The sequence below is a fragment of the Bacillota bacterium genome (genome assembly GCA_023511455.1).
Classification (GTDB): domain Bacteria; phylum Armatimonadota; class HRBIN16; order HRBIN16; family HRBIN16; genus HRBIN16.
On the sequence record JAIMBJ010000006.1, the window covers coordinates 1 to 14,029 of the forward strand.

15 protein-coding genes are annotated in these 14,029 nt (G+C 58.4%); 2 read left to right on the forward strand and 13 right to left on the reverse strand.

Features of this window, described 5'->3' with window-relative positions; translation table 11 throughout:
- On the reverse strand, positions 1–296 hold a 296-nt coding region (locus K6U75_05485; protein MCL6474486.1), incomplete at its 3' end, for an IS701 family transposase.
- 201 nt (positions 297–497) lie between these two features.
- On the opposite strand from K6U75_05485, the gene K6U75_05490 reads away from it, so the two are divergent.
- On the forward strand, positions 498–959 hold the full coding sequence (locus K6U75_05490) for a hypothetical protein (GenBank protein ID MCL6474487.1): 462 nt from the start codon (positions 498–500) through the stop codon (positions 957–959).
- Between the two features lie 1,596 nt (positions 960–2,555).
- Positions 2,556–2,786 (forward strand): hypothetical protein, encoded by a 231-nt coding sequence (locus K6U75_05495; GenBank protein ID MCL6474488.1) that lies wholly within the window; start codon positions 2,556–2,558, stop codon positions 2,784–2,786.
- 6 nt (positions 2,787–2,792) lie between these two features.
- Here K6U75_05495 and fliR read toward each other — a convergent pair whose 3' ends face one another.
- The 12 genes from fliR to rny form a co-directional block, all read right to left on the reverse strand.
- A complete protein-coding gene (fliR, locus tag K6U75_05500) occupies positions 2,793–3,578 on the reverse strand; it encodes a flagellar biosynthetic protein FliR (GenBank protein ID MCL6474489.1) in 786 nt (261 codons plus the stop codon).
- Positions 3,579–3,581: 3 nt separating this feature from the next.
- The gene (fliQ, locus tag K6U75_05505; GenBank protein ID MCL6474490.1) at positions 3,582–3,842 is read right to left on the reverse strand and encodes a flagellar biosynthesis protein FliQ; all 261 of its coding nucleotides are present in this window, start codon (positions 3,840–3,842) and stop codon (positions 3,582–3,584) included.
- A gap of 10 nt (positions 3,843–3,852) precedes the next feature.
- On the reverse strand, positions 3,853–4,611 hold the full coding sequence (fliP, locus tag K6U75_05510; GenBank protein MCL6474491.1) for a flagellar type III secretion system pore protein FliP: 759 nt from the start codon (positions 4,609–4,611) through the stop codon (positions 3,853–3,855).
- 80 nt (positions 4,612–4,691) lie between these two features.
- Positions 4,692–5,240 (reverse strand): HNH endonuclease, encoded by a 549-nt coding sequence (locus tag K6U75_05515; GenBank protein MCL6474492.1) that lies wholly within the window; start codon positions 5,238–5,240, stop codon positions 4,692–4,694.
- Positions 5,241–5,406: 166 nt separating this feature from the next.
- The gene (locus tag K6U75_05520; GenBank protein ID MCL6474493.1) at positions 5,407–6,333 is read right to left on the reverse strand and encodes a DNA adenine methylase; all 927 of its coding nucleotides are present in this window, start codon (positions 6,331–6,333) and stop codon (positions 5,407–5,409) included.
- A gap of 59 nt (positions 6,334–6,392) precedes the next feature.
- Positions 6,393–7,163: a type III pantothenate kinase gene (locus tag K6U75_05525; GenBank protein MCL6474494.1), complete on the reverse strand. Its 771-nt coding sequence runs from the start codon at positions 7,161–7,163 to the stop codon at positions 6,393–6,395.
- Between the two features lie 4 nt (positions 7,164–7,167).
- The gene (glmM, locus tag K6U75_05530) at positions 7,168–8,517 is read right to left on the reverse strand and encodes a phosphoglucosamine mutase (protein ID MCL6474495.1); all 1,350 of its coding nucleotides are present in this window, start codon (positions 8,515–8,517) and stop codon (positions 7,168–7,170) included.
- Complete coding sequence (grpE, locus tag K6U75_05535) at positions 8,517–9,119, reverse strand: nucleotide exchange factor GrpE (GenBank protein ID MCL6474496.1); 603 nt, start codon at positions 9,117–9,119, stop codon at positions 8,517–8,519. Before grpE ends, glmM begins: the two co-directional genes overlap by 1 nt.
- Positions 9,120–9,153: 34 nt before the next feature.
- Positions 9,154–10,206: a heat-inducible transcriptional repressor HrcA gene (hrcA, locus tag K6U75_05540; GenBank protein ID MCL6474497.1), complete on the reverse strand. Its 1,053-nt coding sequence runs from the start codon at positions 10,204–10,206 to the stop codon at positions 9,154–9,156.
- A 165-nt stretch (positions 10,207–10,371) separates the two neighbouring features.
- The gene (locus tag K6U75_05545) at positions 10,372–11,013 is read right to left on the reverse strand and encodes a PKD domain-containing protein (GenBank protein MCL6474498.1); all 642 of its coding nucleotides are present in this window, start codon (positions 11,011–11,013) and stop codon (positions 10,372–10,374) included.
- 576 nt (positions 11,014–11,589) lie between these two features.
- On the reverse strand, positions 11,590–12,414 hold the full coding sequence (locus K6U75_05550; protein ID MCL6474499.1) for a TIGR00282 family metallophosphoesterase: 825 nt from the start codon (positions 12,412–12,414) through the stop codon (positions 11,590–11,592).
- 8 nt (positions 12,415–12,422) lie between these two features.
- Positions 12,423–13,964 (reverse strand): ribonuclease Y, encoded by a 1,542-nt coding sequence (gene rny / locus K6U75_05555; protein ID MCL6474500.1) that lies wholly within the window; start codon positions 13,962–13,964, stop codon positions 12,423–12,425.
- Positions 13,965–14,029 lie beyond the last annotated feature (65 nt).

Sequence of the window (14,029 nt, forward strand, 5' to 3'; positions counted from 1 at the left end):
CGCACCACCCTCTGGTGTTTGCCACTCCAGTGAGTGGTCACCAGTTCCATCTGCTGAGCATAAGGCTTGTCCAAAAGACCCCGCTTGGGGTCTACGAACGCCTTCGCTTCCTGCCACAACGCCTCTGTGTCTAAAGGCTGTCTGCGCAGCAGGCGAGTGAAGGCATCGTGGGCGGGAGAGTGTTGCCCTTCGGGTTGGCATCTGGCTGCTTCGGTGCACGTGAAGACCTTCTGGGCGGCAATGAGGAAGTGGATGTAGTCTAAATCATCGCATTTGGGCGGGTTCATTTTCTGCATCGCTCCCCTTGACTGGCTTCCGTTTTCATGTTATCGTAGTATTGTCGATAGGGGTTCGCGGTCAACTGCGTAACTCCTAAGTAATTTATATACCCGATATCCACCGATTTCTCGAACATCCTCTGAGCCCTTGATTTTTTCCGACATGGTATCTTGCAGCTGGACACGCAGAACAAGCATGAGTAAAGGAGGGGGTGACCAATGATGTGGAAACGCCTCTTTGGCGTAACCCTCTTGCTGGTGCTGGCGTCCAATCTGTGCTGGGCGCAGCAATGGGATTTCCCTGTGCTCGGTAGCGATGTGTATCCACTGCGCTGGGGCAACGTGGAGGGTAGCGCAGACCTCGTGCCCAGCCCCTCCGTGCTAGGATTGCCTGTTTGCGCCAAGAAGGGGAGTACCTTGGGATTGGCTATCCGCTGGAACGGCACTGCTGGCGCGCTGATGGGATGGCGTCCCGTAAAGGTCGTATTCGAAAGCGCGGTGACGGGTGCGGTGATATGGCAGCAACTGTGGCAAGGGGGTGGCGATTGGTTACCGCCTGATGTCATGTATCTGTTGCCTGCGCTGCCGGGTTATGTAGAGTATGCTCGCTTATGGAGTGAGGGTCAGTTACTGGTGCCCACCGGTTTTTCCATGGCAGCCTGTGGGTGTTTTGCAGTATAGCACTCGGTCTAACCCTTCGGAGGTGTTTGCGGTGTTACATGCACCGAAGGCTCCGATGAACCCGGCACGGGTGAGTGTGTTGCGGTATAGCTGCGTTTGGGCGAGGGAAGCAGTCAGTCCCACACGAGCTGCGGAATTATTAACCAAAGAGTTGTGGATAAGGGGCACGTATATCACTGGGGCTGCCGTCCAACAATTGCAGGCTTGCACACGCAATCATACTGACGGAGGAGAGGACTTTCATCTCAAGACGTTCCTAGGCAGTTACGGTTGGTTACCTTTGAGGGGGCAGTGTAATGACCTTGCAGATTTTCTTGTGTGTTTGGTCACTAGCGCGGGAGCCTATCCCCTGCGTTCGCAGCGATCTTACCCCTTAGGAACCGCTTACTCTGGTGAACCAAACGGCAACGGCTGGAGGATATACACCCAGCAAATAGACCCTGCGGGTGCGCCCCCGCTGACGTCCCTTGGGGTATCGCATCATCAATTTGCGGTCTACGACAATATGATTTGGGACCCTTCTTACGGTTTTGTATCGTCGGTTAGTGGCATTGAAATCGCAGTCGGATGGCAGCGTGACAGTCGTTACAAGCAGGCATTGGTAAGGTATTACATTTACTTTCTAGATGGACAACAATCAGGCAGTCCCATTCTGCCGGGAAGTCCGAGCGAACCGTGGAACCCGACGCCAGCAGCAGGCTTCGTCCCCAACGTGACTACCATTGAACCGATTTCCGATCGGTAAGAAGAGAAAAGGAGGTACAGAAGATGAAAAGTGGGCTGTTATCTGTGCTTGTAACTCTCGTGGCGTCGTATTGCATTGCGCAGGAAGTTCCTCCAAACGATGCATTTCAAACACTTGCCCGGAGCGACGGTTCCGTCTATCGGGAGGCTGTCTGGAAGCATTGCGTATGGGGAGAGTTTCCGGGACGAGCAGTTAGCGGATTGAATTGGCAAGTTGCCTTAGATATACTGTATGCACAGGACGAAATACCGGGACTGTCGTCTATACCAAGCGAAGACAGTGGCATACATACCGGCTTGCATCTGGACACCGTCAGCATATTTTGGCGTCGATATGTATCTCTTGCGCAGTACCCTCTCACCGCCGACAGCAAAACATCTCTTCTTCCCCAAACGATAGTGAATGTGCAGATATTTATCTTTCCAAACGCAGAAAAGGCACATCATCGCCCAAAGAGCTGGCATATGGCACCAGGCGCGTCACAGTTAAACGAAGCAAGGAGTGCTCGTGGCAAAAACGGTCTGCCTTCGGGGAGCCCACTTGGTGAAGCCTGCGTATTTGCCTCGCAGACATCCCATGATGCGTCTGTGGCCTTCGTTAAGGGGCGTACTTTAGTAGTGGTTGAACAACAGGAGCATGTGGAGGCTTCCGCGAGATGGACAGAAGCCATCGCATGGGGACTGCTGTACCGTGTATTGCATCATAAAGTGCTGCACGGACAGAATAGTGCTGGTATCGATATAGATGGTAGGGTGGACCTCAACGGGGTGGTTGTTGCTCCTGTATCGCGCTTCAGAGAAGCTGGATGCACACTACATAGCGAACGCCCAACTTTGTCTTGGACAAGACGAGTGAGAGTACCACTAGCACGGCACCCCGGTCCATACGATGCCTCTGGCACAGCCTGTACGGACTGGCGCGTGCGGGTAGTATGGGGGCAGCGATGGGTAGAACTGCGGGCGTTTGACTGGGAGATGAAGACGTGGGATGGTAGAACGGTCAAACTGTCGCGCCCTGCTTTCCCTTACAAGGGTGATTTGATTGCTCCGGTAGAAGAGGTGTGCAAGGCGCTAGGCATGTGAGGGGTGTCACTGTGCCATCGCCCTGAACAGGTTCAGCACGTGCTGCGCCGCGATAGGCATGGTGTTCACGAACACGTTCGCCACCAGCGGCAGCACAGTGGCTACCGTTAGCAACCCCATCGCAATCTTGGCGGGCGCGCCCACGAAGAATACCGGCATCTGCGGCACCGCCCGAGACACTATCGCCAGCGCGGCATCCACTACGATAAGCACCGCTGTCGCAGGGGCGGCGATGCGTATCGCCAGCATAAATATCTGCGAAACCACGTCCAGCAACACTGGCTGCAGACGCACGGGGTCTAACGCCACGCTTTGCGGTGGAATTGCCTGAAACGACTCGGCGATGGATGCCAGCAGCCAGTGATGGGCATTCACCTGCAGATACACCACCACCAGCAGAAGGGTATGGAACTGCGCCAGCAGCGACGCAGGCGTCGGCGCGAACGGGTTCATCAGCTGGAAGATGCCGAAGCCCATCTGCATGTCGATAAACGCCCCTGCCATCTGCACCGCGCTGAAAAAAAGCGACACCAGATATCCCACCAGCATCCCGAAAAGCGTCTCGCTGATCAGGATTCCCACCAGCAACCACCAGTCTTCAGGAGGCGCGCCCACTTTGTCCACCGTCACCGGTGTAAGCGCAAGCGCAAAGGCGGTGCTGAAACCAATCTTCACGGGCGCAGGCACATTGGGGCTACCGAACACCGGCGCGGTAACCATCAGCCCGCCCACGCGAAACAGCACCACCAGAAACGCCCAGAACAGCTGCGTACTTGCCCAGACAGCATCCATCGCTTACCGCGGCACAAACGAAAGGAGTTGCACCATGAACGCTACCATCGTTGCCAGCATCCAGGGACCGAAAATAACTATCGCTACCGCCACAGCCACCATCTTGGGCACGAAGGTGAGAGTGACTTCCTGAATCTGCGTCACCGCCTGAAACAGGCTGACCAGCACTCCCGCCACCATGCCGAATATCAACACCGGAAGCGCAACCTGCACCAGCACCCATAGCGCTTGCCGTCCTACCTCCAGCACCTGTCCTTCTGTCATCTTCTTCACCTCACTTGAAGCCCGCCGCCAGCGAGCCGATGAGCAGCGTCCAGCCGTTCGCCATGATGAACACCAACAGCTTGAACGGCAGGGAGATGACAATAGGCGGCAGCATCATCATGCCCATGCTCATCAGCGTGCTGGCGACAAACAGGTCGATAATCAAAAACGGAATGTAAATGTAGAAGCCGATGATAAACGCCGTTTTGAGCTCGCTCAGGATAAAGGCAGGGATAATGGTGGTGATGGGTACATCGTCTGGCGTACGGGGCGGCTGTTTGGGCTTGCTCAGGTTGATAAACAGCTGCAGGTCTTTCTCGTAGGTTTGCCGCAGCATGAAGGCACGCAGCGGCTTCTCGGCGTTCGCCAGTGCCTGCTGAAAGCTGATACGGTTGTTCAGGTATGGTTGCAGAGCGTTCTGGTTAATCTCGTTGAACACGGGCGCCATCACGAAGAAGGTCAGGAACAGGCTCAGCCCGATGAGCACCTGGTTGGGTGGGATGGTCGGCGTGCCGATGGCTGTTCGCAGGAACGCCAGCACCACCACAATGCGCGTGAAGGCGGTGGTCATGATGAGCAGGGCAGGCGCGAGCGTGAGCAGGGTCATCAGGATAAGCACCTGCAGGGTGACCGCCACATCCTTGGGGTTCTGTGCTGTGCCCACCTGTACCGACACGCGCGGCACCGCTACGGGCGTCTGCGCCCACGCGCCTGCAGCTACCCCGAAGAAAAGCAGGAGAAAGAACCACTTGTGCCGGCGGTACCACATCCCCGCAAACCTCACAGCCTTATTATCGGAAAAGCGAATGTAATGCTTGAGGTTTTGAGAAGTGGAGTGGAGCGAGTGATTTATTCCTCCGTGAGCCGCCGGAGTACTGATTTGACAAAATCAGGTAACTGCTGATTGGACTGTTGCGCCTTTCGGATGAGACGTTCGTATACCGCAATCTCAGCGTCTGTCCAGACGAGGTCGAGGCGGCGCAGCTGGCGCAAGCCAATATGCTGGTAGGATTCGGGATTAGCCCAGTAGCATTTTCTACAGATTTCTGGCTTGCGGTCTTCCTGCCAGTTGGGACAGTGCTCACACGACCACGATTGAGCGCGGTTGCAGGAGCCGCACAGGAGCATAAACTCTACAAGATGCTGCATCGGGTCAGCTATATCTCCAGCAATCTCATAAGGCACGCGGTGGTCGACCTGCAGCAGGCGTAGCGGGAACGCTGCCTGACAGAGATGGCATTTGTCTCCGTATTGTTCCGAGAGTGCGCGTTTCAGGCGTTTGGGCAAGTTCTGCCTACCGGTCAACCGGCGTATCCGGCTGAGGTCTCCCAGCTTGTAGGCAGCGATCGATCGCCCCTGTGCATTCTTTACCCGCGTGCTTACCAGCGGGATGCCCACCTCCTTGGCGTCTCGTGCAGCTCGGGGAGGATGGTCGTAGCCGTAGAGGTCCCTGAGTTCCTCGGTGGTTACCTGTCCGTGCTGTAGGATATGTTCTACGAGACGCCGTGCCCTTTCCGACGCCCGTGCTAGTACGCTCCTGAGATGCTTAGCTGTTCATCCATCATTAAGACGCTTCGAAAAGGATGTACTGTTGCTGCCGCACGGGTGCTTCTGGCAGATTATCTAGGGTTGCTACAAGCGCAGGCGAAAGATACAGGGACTCTACCGTGTATGCCTCTATTCCCAAGAGCGTCGCTTGGGAGGAGCGTCCAGCATGGATTTCGACGCGCGTGAGTTTGAGGTCATCGGGCAGTGGACGCCCGTACTGTCGCAAATCATTATGCCCATCATAGCTGAGTAGATAGGCAACGCCCTGGCTGTTAAGTTTGTACAACCAGTCTATGAACTCTTCGTGGTCTATATCTGTGTAGTAACGCGGGTCGCGTCCACGACACACCCCCTGATAGGGCGGGTCCATATACACAAGGTCATCGGAACAGACTTTGTCCAGCACATCACGATAATGCCAAGCGGTGACCAGCGTCCTCCCGCTGAGCAAGCGCGAAGCATTCAAGAGATGACGGCGCATCGTGGCTGGATGCATCCCCCGGCGGCGCTTGTCTGGGCTCTGATTAAACTCCCCGTTTGCATTGTATCGTACGGATGCTTTAACACATCGGGCAAGCAAGTAAAGTAAGTAGTCGGGTCGGTGTGTTTGATTAAACTTCTGTCTGATGAGGTCGTAATATGCGCGTTCACGACCTGCCTGTTCCTCCCATAGATTCCTGTAATCCTCTGCAATCCGTTCCGGGTCATGAAGGATCGTTTGCCACAGGTGCATGAGTGGCGCGTTGATGTCGTTAATCCAGAATCGCTCTGCTTTGCCGTACGCTGCTGCAGCGATGCTGATAGCGGCTGAACCAGCGAAAGGCTCCACCAGGCGCAAAACGCGACGAGGAAAGTACCTTAAGATTTCCCCTGCGATTGCGCGCTTGCTGCCCTGGTATGGTATCGGATGAGGAACCCGAATCTGCGTTCGAAACGCCCTCACTTCTTTGCCATGTTATACGCGAAAACTGCGTGTTGGAGAGGACCGATGCATCGTCGGTCTCAATCACCTGTCACCCGTTCCCAGATGAGGCGTAAGCCTTCGAGGGTCAGCCAGGGGTCCACGTGCTGGATGGTGCGAGTCTCGGCGGCGATGCGCTCCGCCAAACCACCAGTGGCAACCACTGTCGTTTCGCAGCCCAGCTCCTTGTGGATGCGCTCCACCAGGGCGTCGATGGCTCCCGCGTAGCCCAGCAAGATGCCCGACTGCATAGCCTCCACAGTAGTTCGCCCGATAACGTGCGGTGGGGCAACCAGCTCAATACGCGGCAGGCGGGCAGCGGTACGGAACAGCGCTTCTGCCGAGATACCCACGCCTGCCATGATGCATCCTCCCAGATACTCCCCCAACGGGGAAATCACGTCCAGCGTGGTTGCAGTGCCGAAGTCCACCACAATCGCAGGCGCACCATACTTATGGATTGCTGCCACCGCGTTGACCAGTCGGTCGGCTCCCACCTCGCTGGGGTTGTGGTAGCGGATGGGCACGCCCAGGTCCAGCTCGTGCGAGACGAAAATTGGCTCCACGTGAAAAAAACGCCGTGCCATCCCCAGCAGGGCGTCGGTCATCGGGGGAACCACGTTGGAGATAATGATGCCTTTCACGCCCTCCGGCGGAAGGCAGGCATACTGCAGCAGGTGTGTCACCAGCAAGCCATGTTCATCGGCAGTGCGTTCGCGGTCGGTGCGCACACGCCAGTGTTCGACCAGCTCCTGCCCGTCGAACACCCCCACCACAATATTGGTATTGCCCACATCCAGTGCCAGCAGCATGTTTTCAATCCTCGGGTTCGCCACACACCTGCAGCACTATTTTTTCGAGTTCCTCTGCAACCTGCTCCATACGGGCGAGGTCGGTTGCCTCCAGCATGATGCGCACCACAGGCTCTGTTCCCGAAGGGCGGATGTTCACGCGCGAGGGGTTGCCAAGCTGCTCCGCCGCGCAGGCTTCCGCCTCTTTGGCTCGCTCGTACCGCTCCCAGGCGTATTTGTCGCGCACGCGCACATTGCGTATTATCTGCGGGTATTTGTCCATCACGCACGCCAGTTCGGAAAGAGGCTTTCCGTTACGCTGCATGAGCGCAAGCACCTGCAGAGCGGTCAACAGACCATCGCCGGTGGTGGTGTACTCCGCGAAGATGATATGTCCCGACTGCTCACCGCCCAGCACGGCACCCAGTTCACGCATCCGCTCGGCAACGTAACGGTCGCCCACTCGGGTGCGCTCCAGACGGATGCCGTGCTGTTTCATCGCCTCTTCCAGCCCCAGGTTGCTCATGATGGTGGCAACCAGCACATTGTTGCGGAGGCGACTCGCCTCCTTCAGGTACACCGCGCTCATCGCCATGATGCGGTCGCCATCCACCTCGTTGCCGTACTCATCGCTCATGATAACCCTGTCCGCATCGCCGTCGAAGGAGAGCCCAACATCAGCACGCTGTTCCAAAACGGCCTGACGCATACTCTGGGTGTGCAGTGAACCGCATCCGGCGTTGATGTTCATGCCATCAGGGCTACAGTGTATGGGAATGACCTCCGCGCCTAACTGCGAAAGCACACGCGGCGCAATACTGTAAGCCGCTCCGTTCGCTCCGTCCACGACAACGCGCAACCCTTTCAGCGAGCAGTCTGCGCTGGCGATGAGATGGGCGATGTACCGTTCGATAAGCTCATTATCACGCTGGACATTGCCGATACGTTCCCTGTGGGCGCGGGGGATGCTCTCCCAATCCCGTATCAGTTGCTCGATGTGGCATTCGAGGTCGTCAGGTAGTTTACATCCCTCGGTGCTGAAAAACTTGATGCCGTTATCCTCGAAGGGGTTATGGGAAGCGGAGATGACTGCTCCTGCGTCCACCTGAGAGTGCCTGGTGCAGTAAGCTACTGCAGGGGTGGGCACGATGCCGAGCAGAATCACCTTTGCCCCTGCAGAACACAGCCCAGCCACCAGCGCCGCCTCGAGCATATCTCCGGATAGACGAGTATCACGCCCCACCAGTACTTGCGGGGCGTGATTGCCGTTGCCTAAAACAGCAGCTGCAGCCATACCCAGCTGCAATGCCAGAAGAGGGGTCAGTTCGCGGTTGGCAACGCCGCGCACCCCGTCGGTTCCGAACAGCTCTCCCATCAGTTCTTTACCACCTTCACCCGGCTGGGGCGCAGCACCCGCGACTGTATCATGTAACCGCGTTCCACCTCTTCCAGCACGGTTTCATCGGGATGGTCAGGGCTTTCCACGCGCTGTACCGCCTCGTGGAAATTGGGGTCAAAGGGTTTGCCTACAGCCTCGATGGGCTGCACCCCTGCCTCTCGCAGCAGGGATTGCAACTGCCTGTAGGTGAGCTGCACGCCCTCCATGAGTTTTTCGAAAGACTGGCTCTCTTCCGCCGCCTGCATAGCCCGCTCGAAGTTGTCCATGACGCGCAGCAGACTGCGCAGGAACTCCTCCAGAGCGATGCGGCGGATTTCTTCCATCTCCTGGCGTGTGCGACGGCGGAAGTTGTCGAAGTCCGCCATCGCGCGCAAAAGGCTATCTTGCTTTTCGGCGAGCTGCTGTTTGAGCAGCGCGTTTTCCTCTTCCAGTGCACGCAAGCGCGCCTCCAGACCCGCTACGTCTGCCGCAGCTGGCTCCCCCGTCGGTTCGGATGATATCTCCTGCGGGGTAGCCTGTGCTTGATCCTGGCGCGCTTCCGGTTGCTCTTCGTGATGTCGTTGCGATTTACGTTTCATCCCATCTCTCTCCATCATATCGATAATGCCCCTCTCACGAGCTCACACTGATTTGTGTCAGCACGTGCGACAGCGCATTGGCGATGTATTTTACGGCTGATGTTGCCACCTCATAGTGCATGCGGGTCGGTCCCCATACGGATACCGTGCCCGCCACGCGGTCGCCTATACGATAAGAAGATGCCACCAAACTGCAGCAACGCATCTCCGGCAGGGGGTTCTCTTCACCGATGATAACCTGCACTTTGTTCGATGCCTCCACCCTCTGCAGCAGGCGCATCAACATCTGCGGTCGCTCTAACAGCGAAATCACCGGATACAGGCGTTCCACCTGCCGGAACTCGGGCTGCTCGAGGATGTGCTGTAGACCCTCGAGGAATAACTCCTGCTGGCTGAGTGCCTCGATGCAGTCCTGTGCCGCCTGCTCCGTCAGCCTCCACACTGGTTCCACAGAGAGCATTTCCGGCGGAATGGCCAGAGGCTCCACATTCAGCAGTTCGCGCACAGAGCGCATGGCATAGCGCTCCTGCAACATCCTGTCCAGAAGAGCCATTTGCTGGTCGCTCAACCGCTCGGGCACGGGGATCAGCCGGTGTTCCACCTGTCCACTGCTAGCTACCACCACGAGCAGCAGCTTGTCCGCAGCAGGCTGAGACAGCAAGATATGGCGTATCGAGACCACATCCGTCTCCGGCGCGGTTGCTACCGAAGCGTAGTGGGTTATCTGCGCAAGCAGACGACACGTGGCTTGCAGAAGTCGCTCTACCTCGCCGACCTCGGGGTTGGTTGGCGAAAACAGACTGGTCTGTTGAGGAGAGAGCAATTTGCTCAACGGCACCGGTTTCATCAGGTGTTCCACATAGTACCGGTAGCCCAAGTCGGAGGGGATACGCCCTGCAGAGACGTGCGGCTGGCGCAAATAGCCCATCTCCGCCATCTCCGCCATCTCGTTGCGCACGGTGGCAGAGCTGACGCGCAGGCGATAGCGTTCCACTACCGCCTCCGAGCCCACCGGCTCGGCGGTAGCCACGTAATCCTGCACCACTGCCTGCAAAATGAAGGCTTTGCGCTCGTCCAGCCTGTGCATCTTTATTGCTCTCCCCCTTATGTGAATATAGCCTCACAAAGGGCATTTTGTCAAGTTTTCACCCCCTGTTAACGATTGTGGCAAATGGGATACGTTTGTGCAGAGAGCGCAGAATAAAGCCCCCTCTCCCGATTTGCAGGAGAGGGGGTCAGAAAGTGGGTTGGGTTACTCGTTCACAGTGACTTTGGTGGTCGCGACGAAGGGTTTCTTCAAACCAAATACGTCGGTGACCGTCAACGTGACGATGTATTCACCCGCCTTGCGGTAGCGCGTGGTAACTACCTTGCCGATCGCGTCTTCCTGAATGCCATCGCTGGCATCGAAATCCCACGAGTACTTCAGCGGGGTAATGCCTGCGCTGGCTCGTGCCTCCAGTCTCACCAGGTCGTTGGCGGCAACGATTTGCTCCTCGCCGGCGTCCCCGGTGATGGGGGTGGGATCGGTTGCCACACGTATCTCGCCGACGTAGAACACGCCATAAGCGTCACCAAAGACGCGGATTTCCTTGATCTTCGCGTCCGGAGACAATCCTTTGAATGCTCCGAGCGCGATGCCGATGGGGAACCAGCCTTCCTGGTCGGTAATGGGCGGCTCGAACGGGGCAACTGCCTCGTACTGCTTACCGTCATCGGTAACGACAACCACACGCATCTGCTTCATGACCCGCGTGGTCATCGTGGGTGCAGGGTAGCCACCCCGGTAACCACCGTAGCCGGGAATTCCCGGCATTCCGGGCACGCCGCCAGTCACACCCCCCGTACGTCGCCCCGTGCCTACGCCCGGTGCACCCGGCACACCGCCACCCATACCGGGCGGTGCTCCCACTCCGGGACCCGTCGGTGGACCAGTCATACCGCCGAGCATTCCACCGGCTCTACCTGCCGCCCTTCCGGCGCCGGTCGCTGCACCACCGCGGCGTCCTGTAGACGGCATTCCCGGCGCACCTATGCCGGGGGCGCCCATTCCGGGCGGCAGTCCCATGCCTGCGCCTCTACCATAGCCCGCCGTGTAAAGACTGCCGGTACCGCCCGGCAATCGCACCTGGAACAGCAGATACCCATGGGGGTCAGTGGCAAAATGACCCAGGCTGATTGGCTGCTGCAAGGCAATACGCCCGCCCTGATAGAAGCTCTGGGTGACCACCTGCAGGGAGGTACTACCGATGTAGACCGCTTCGCCCGACTCGCGGATGTCGCCACTACCCCATCCGCTCAGTATCAGCCCTGCGTCGGAGGGCCTGTCGCCCTTGAAAATGACCAGCTCCTGTTGAGCCGATGCTTTCAGGCTGGCAACCAGACAGGCTGCCGCCAGCACCGCCAGGAACCTTGTCTGCCACACTGTCCATGTTCGCACTTCGGTTCACCTCGTTTCCGTGGAGTGCCCTTATTCGGGTGGTAGCCCGTGCTCAGCGCGCATTTTGACGCCCGTTGCATCGGGCAACGCCTGAAATCGTTGTATCTCGCAAGCACGGCCGCTGACGGCGTCAATCTCTATGCAGACGCCATGCACTGCCGGCCGTCCGCGTGCTGCCTCGAACTTCACCGGTAACTGGGAGCGAAACTTCTGCACCACCTGCTCGACCTGCATCCCGATCACCGAGTCCAGCGCACCGCACATGCCCACGTCCGTAATGTAGGCGGTGCCCTGCGGCAGGATACGGGCATCGGCTGTCTGCACGTGGGTGTGCGTGCCAATCACCGCGCTGCACCGCCCGTCCACGTACCAGCCAAAGGCTTGTGCCTCTGAGGTGGCTTCCGCGTGGAAGTCCACCAGCACCAGCAGTGTGGTGCGCTTGACCTCTTCCAGTATAGCATCTATTGCGCGGAAGGGGCAATCCACCAGGTCCATGAACACCCTGCCGCTGAGGTTCACCACTGCCAGTGCGTGCCCCCCAGCCGGGTATACTGCCCATCCACGCCCCGGTGCACCCGGCGGATAGTTGGCGGGACGCAGGATACGTGGCTCGGCATCCAGATAGGCGTACACCGCTTTTTCCTTCCACGCATGATTGCCGGTGGTCAGTACATCGATACCGTAATCCATGAGCTGCGCGGCGATTTCCGCCGTGATGCCGATGCCTCCCGCCGCATTTTCCCCGTTAGCGATGACGATATCGGGAGCGAACTCTTTTTTCAAGAAAGGCAAACACTGCTGCACCGCGTGGCGCCCTGCTCTGCCAACGATGTCTCCCAGAAACAGCACACGCACCACGTGGCTCATCGCGCGTACTCCACAGCGCGCGTCTCGCGGATGACCGTCACCTTAATCTGCCCCGGATACTCCATCTCCTGCTCGATCTTGTTCGCGATTTCGCGCGCCAGCCGCATGGCTTCGAGGTCGTCCACCTGGTCGGGTTTGACGATGAGACGCACCTCGCGCCCCGCCTGCACCGCGAACGCTTTCTCGACGCCGGGGAAAGAGTCCGCGATTTTCTCCAGACTCTGCACCCGCTTGACATAGTTTTCCAGCATCTCGCGCCGTGCGCCCGGTCGCGCGGCAGAGAGCGAGTCCGCTATCGCCACAATGAGCGCTTCGATGCTGGCGGGTTCGACGTCAAAGTGGTGCGCTCCCGCGGCGTTCGCCACCTCTTCGGGCTCGCCGTACCGGCGCAGGATTTCGATGGTCAACAGCGCGTGCGGTCCCTCCTGCTCGTGGTCTGCCACTTTCCCGATGTCGTGCAGTAGTCCCGCCCTTTTCGCCAGCGCGACGTTCACGCCCAGCTCACTGGCAAGCACACCGCACAGATGCGCGACCTCCACACTGTGCGCCAGCACGTTCTGCCCGTAGCTGGTGCGATAGCGCATCTTACCCAGCATTTTGACGAGCTCGGGTGCCAGTCCGGTTACACCCGTTTCCAGCACCGCGCGTTCGCCCGCCTCCCAGATGCGCCGCTCCACCTCGTCGCGCGCCTTTTCCACCACCTCTTCGATGCGCGCCGGGTGGATTCGCCCGTCCGCAATGAGGTTGGTCAGCGCAATGCGCGCCACCTCGCGCCGGATGGGATCAAAGCAGGAAAGCACCACCGCTTCCGGCGTGTCGTCGATAATCAGGTCGACGCCCGTAGCGATCTCGAAGGCGCGGATGTTGCGTCCTTCCCGCCCGATGATGCGCCCCTTCATCTCATCGCTGGGCAAAGGCACCACCGAAACGGTGGTTTCGGTCACCTGGTCTACGGCGCACCTCTGCATGGCGTCGATCAGTATCTCTCTGGCGCGCCGTTCCCCTTCGCGTCGGGCTTCCTCTTCGATCTCGCGAATGAGGTGGGCTGCCTCCTGACGGGCGGTCTCCTCGATGCCGCGCAGGAATATCTGCTTTGCCTCTTCCGGGGTCAAGCCGGAGATACGCTGCAGCTCCCGTTGCTGCTGTTCCACCAGAGCCTCCGCCTCGCGGCGCAGGTTCTCTATCTCTGCCTCTCTGGCAGCCAGATAGCGTTCCTTCCGCTCTACTCCCTCCAGACGCCGGTCTAGGGTCTCTTCCTTATGAGCCAGTCTTCGCTCTATCCTCTGTATCTCCGCGCGTTTTTCGCGGTTTTCGCGTTCCGCCTCTGCGCGGATGCGGTAGGCTTCTTCCTTTGCCTCCAGCACAGCTTCCTTTTTCAGTGCGTCTATCTGTTTGAGCGTCTCCTCGCGCTCCTGCTGCAGTTGAGCCAGGCGCGCCTTGACCTCGTTCTCTCTGGGTAGTATCAGCGTTCGCCATAGGATAACTGTGGCGGCGGCTGCCACCACCAGACCCGTGATTGTGCCAATGAGTATATCCATAACCTTCTCTCACCTCCAGGCTCGCGGAGGAGTCCAGAGGATGAGCGAAGGGCTTCGGAAAAAGT

Bases quoted from the DNA above. Each gene is read 5' to 3' on its own strand.
- hrcA (MCL6474497.1), bottom strand. From the start codon at position 10,206: ATGCACAGGCTGGACGAGCGCAAAGCCTTCATTTTGCAGGCAGTGGTG.
- fliR (MCL6474489.1), bottom strand. From the start codon at position 3,578: ATGGATGCTGTCTGGGCAAGTACGCAGCTGTTCTGGGCGTTTCTGGTG.
- fliQ (MCL6474490.1), bottom strand. From the start codon at position 3,842: ATGACAGAAGGACAGGTGCTGGAGGTAGGACGGCAAGCGCTATGGGTG.
- rny (MCL6474500.1), bottom strand. From the start codon at position 13,964: ATGGATATACTCATTGGCACAATCACGGGTCTGGTGGTGGCAGCCGCC.
- K6U75_05490 (MCL6474487.1), top strand. From the start codon at position 498: ATGATGTGGAAACGCCTCTTTGGCGTAACCCTCTTGCTGGTGCTGGCG.
- glmM (MCL6474495.1), bottom strand. From the start codon at position 8,517: ATGGGAGAGCTGTTCGGAACCGACGGGGTGCGCGGCGTTGCCAACCGC.
- grpE (MCL6474496.1), bottom strand. From the start codon at position 9,119: ATGAAACGTAAATCGCAACGACATCACGAAGAGCAACCGGAAGCGCGC.
- fliP (MCL6474491.1), bottom strand. From the start codon at position 4,611: ATGTGGTACCGCCGGCACAAGTGGTTCTTTCTCCTGCTTTTCTTCGGG.
- K6U75_05545 (MCL6474498.1), bottom strand. From the start codon at position 11,013: ATGGGTGGCGGTGTGCCGGGTGCACCGGGCGTAGGCACGGGGCGACGT.
- K6U75_05525 (MCL6474494.1), bottom strand. From the start codon at position 7,163: ATGCTGCTGGCACTGGATGTGGGCAATACCAATATTGTGGTGGGGGTG.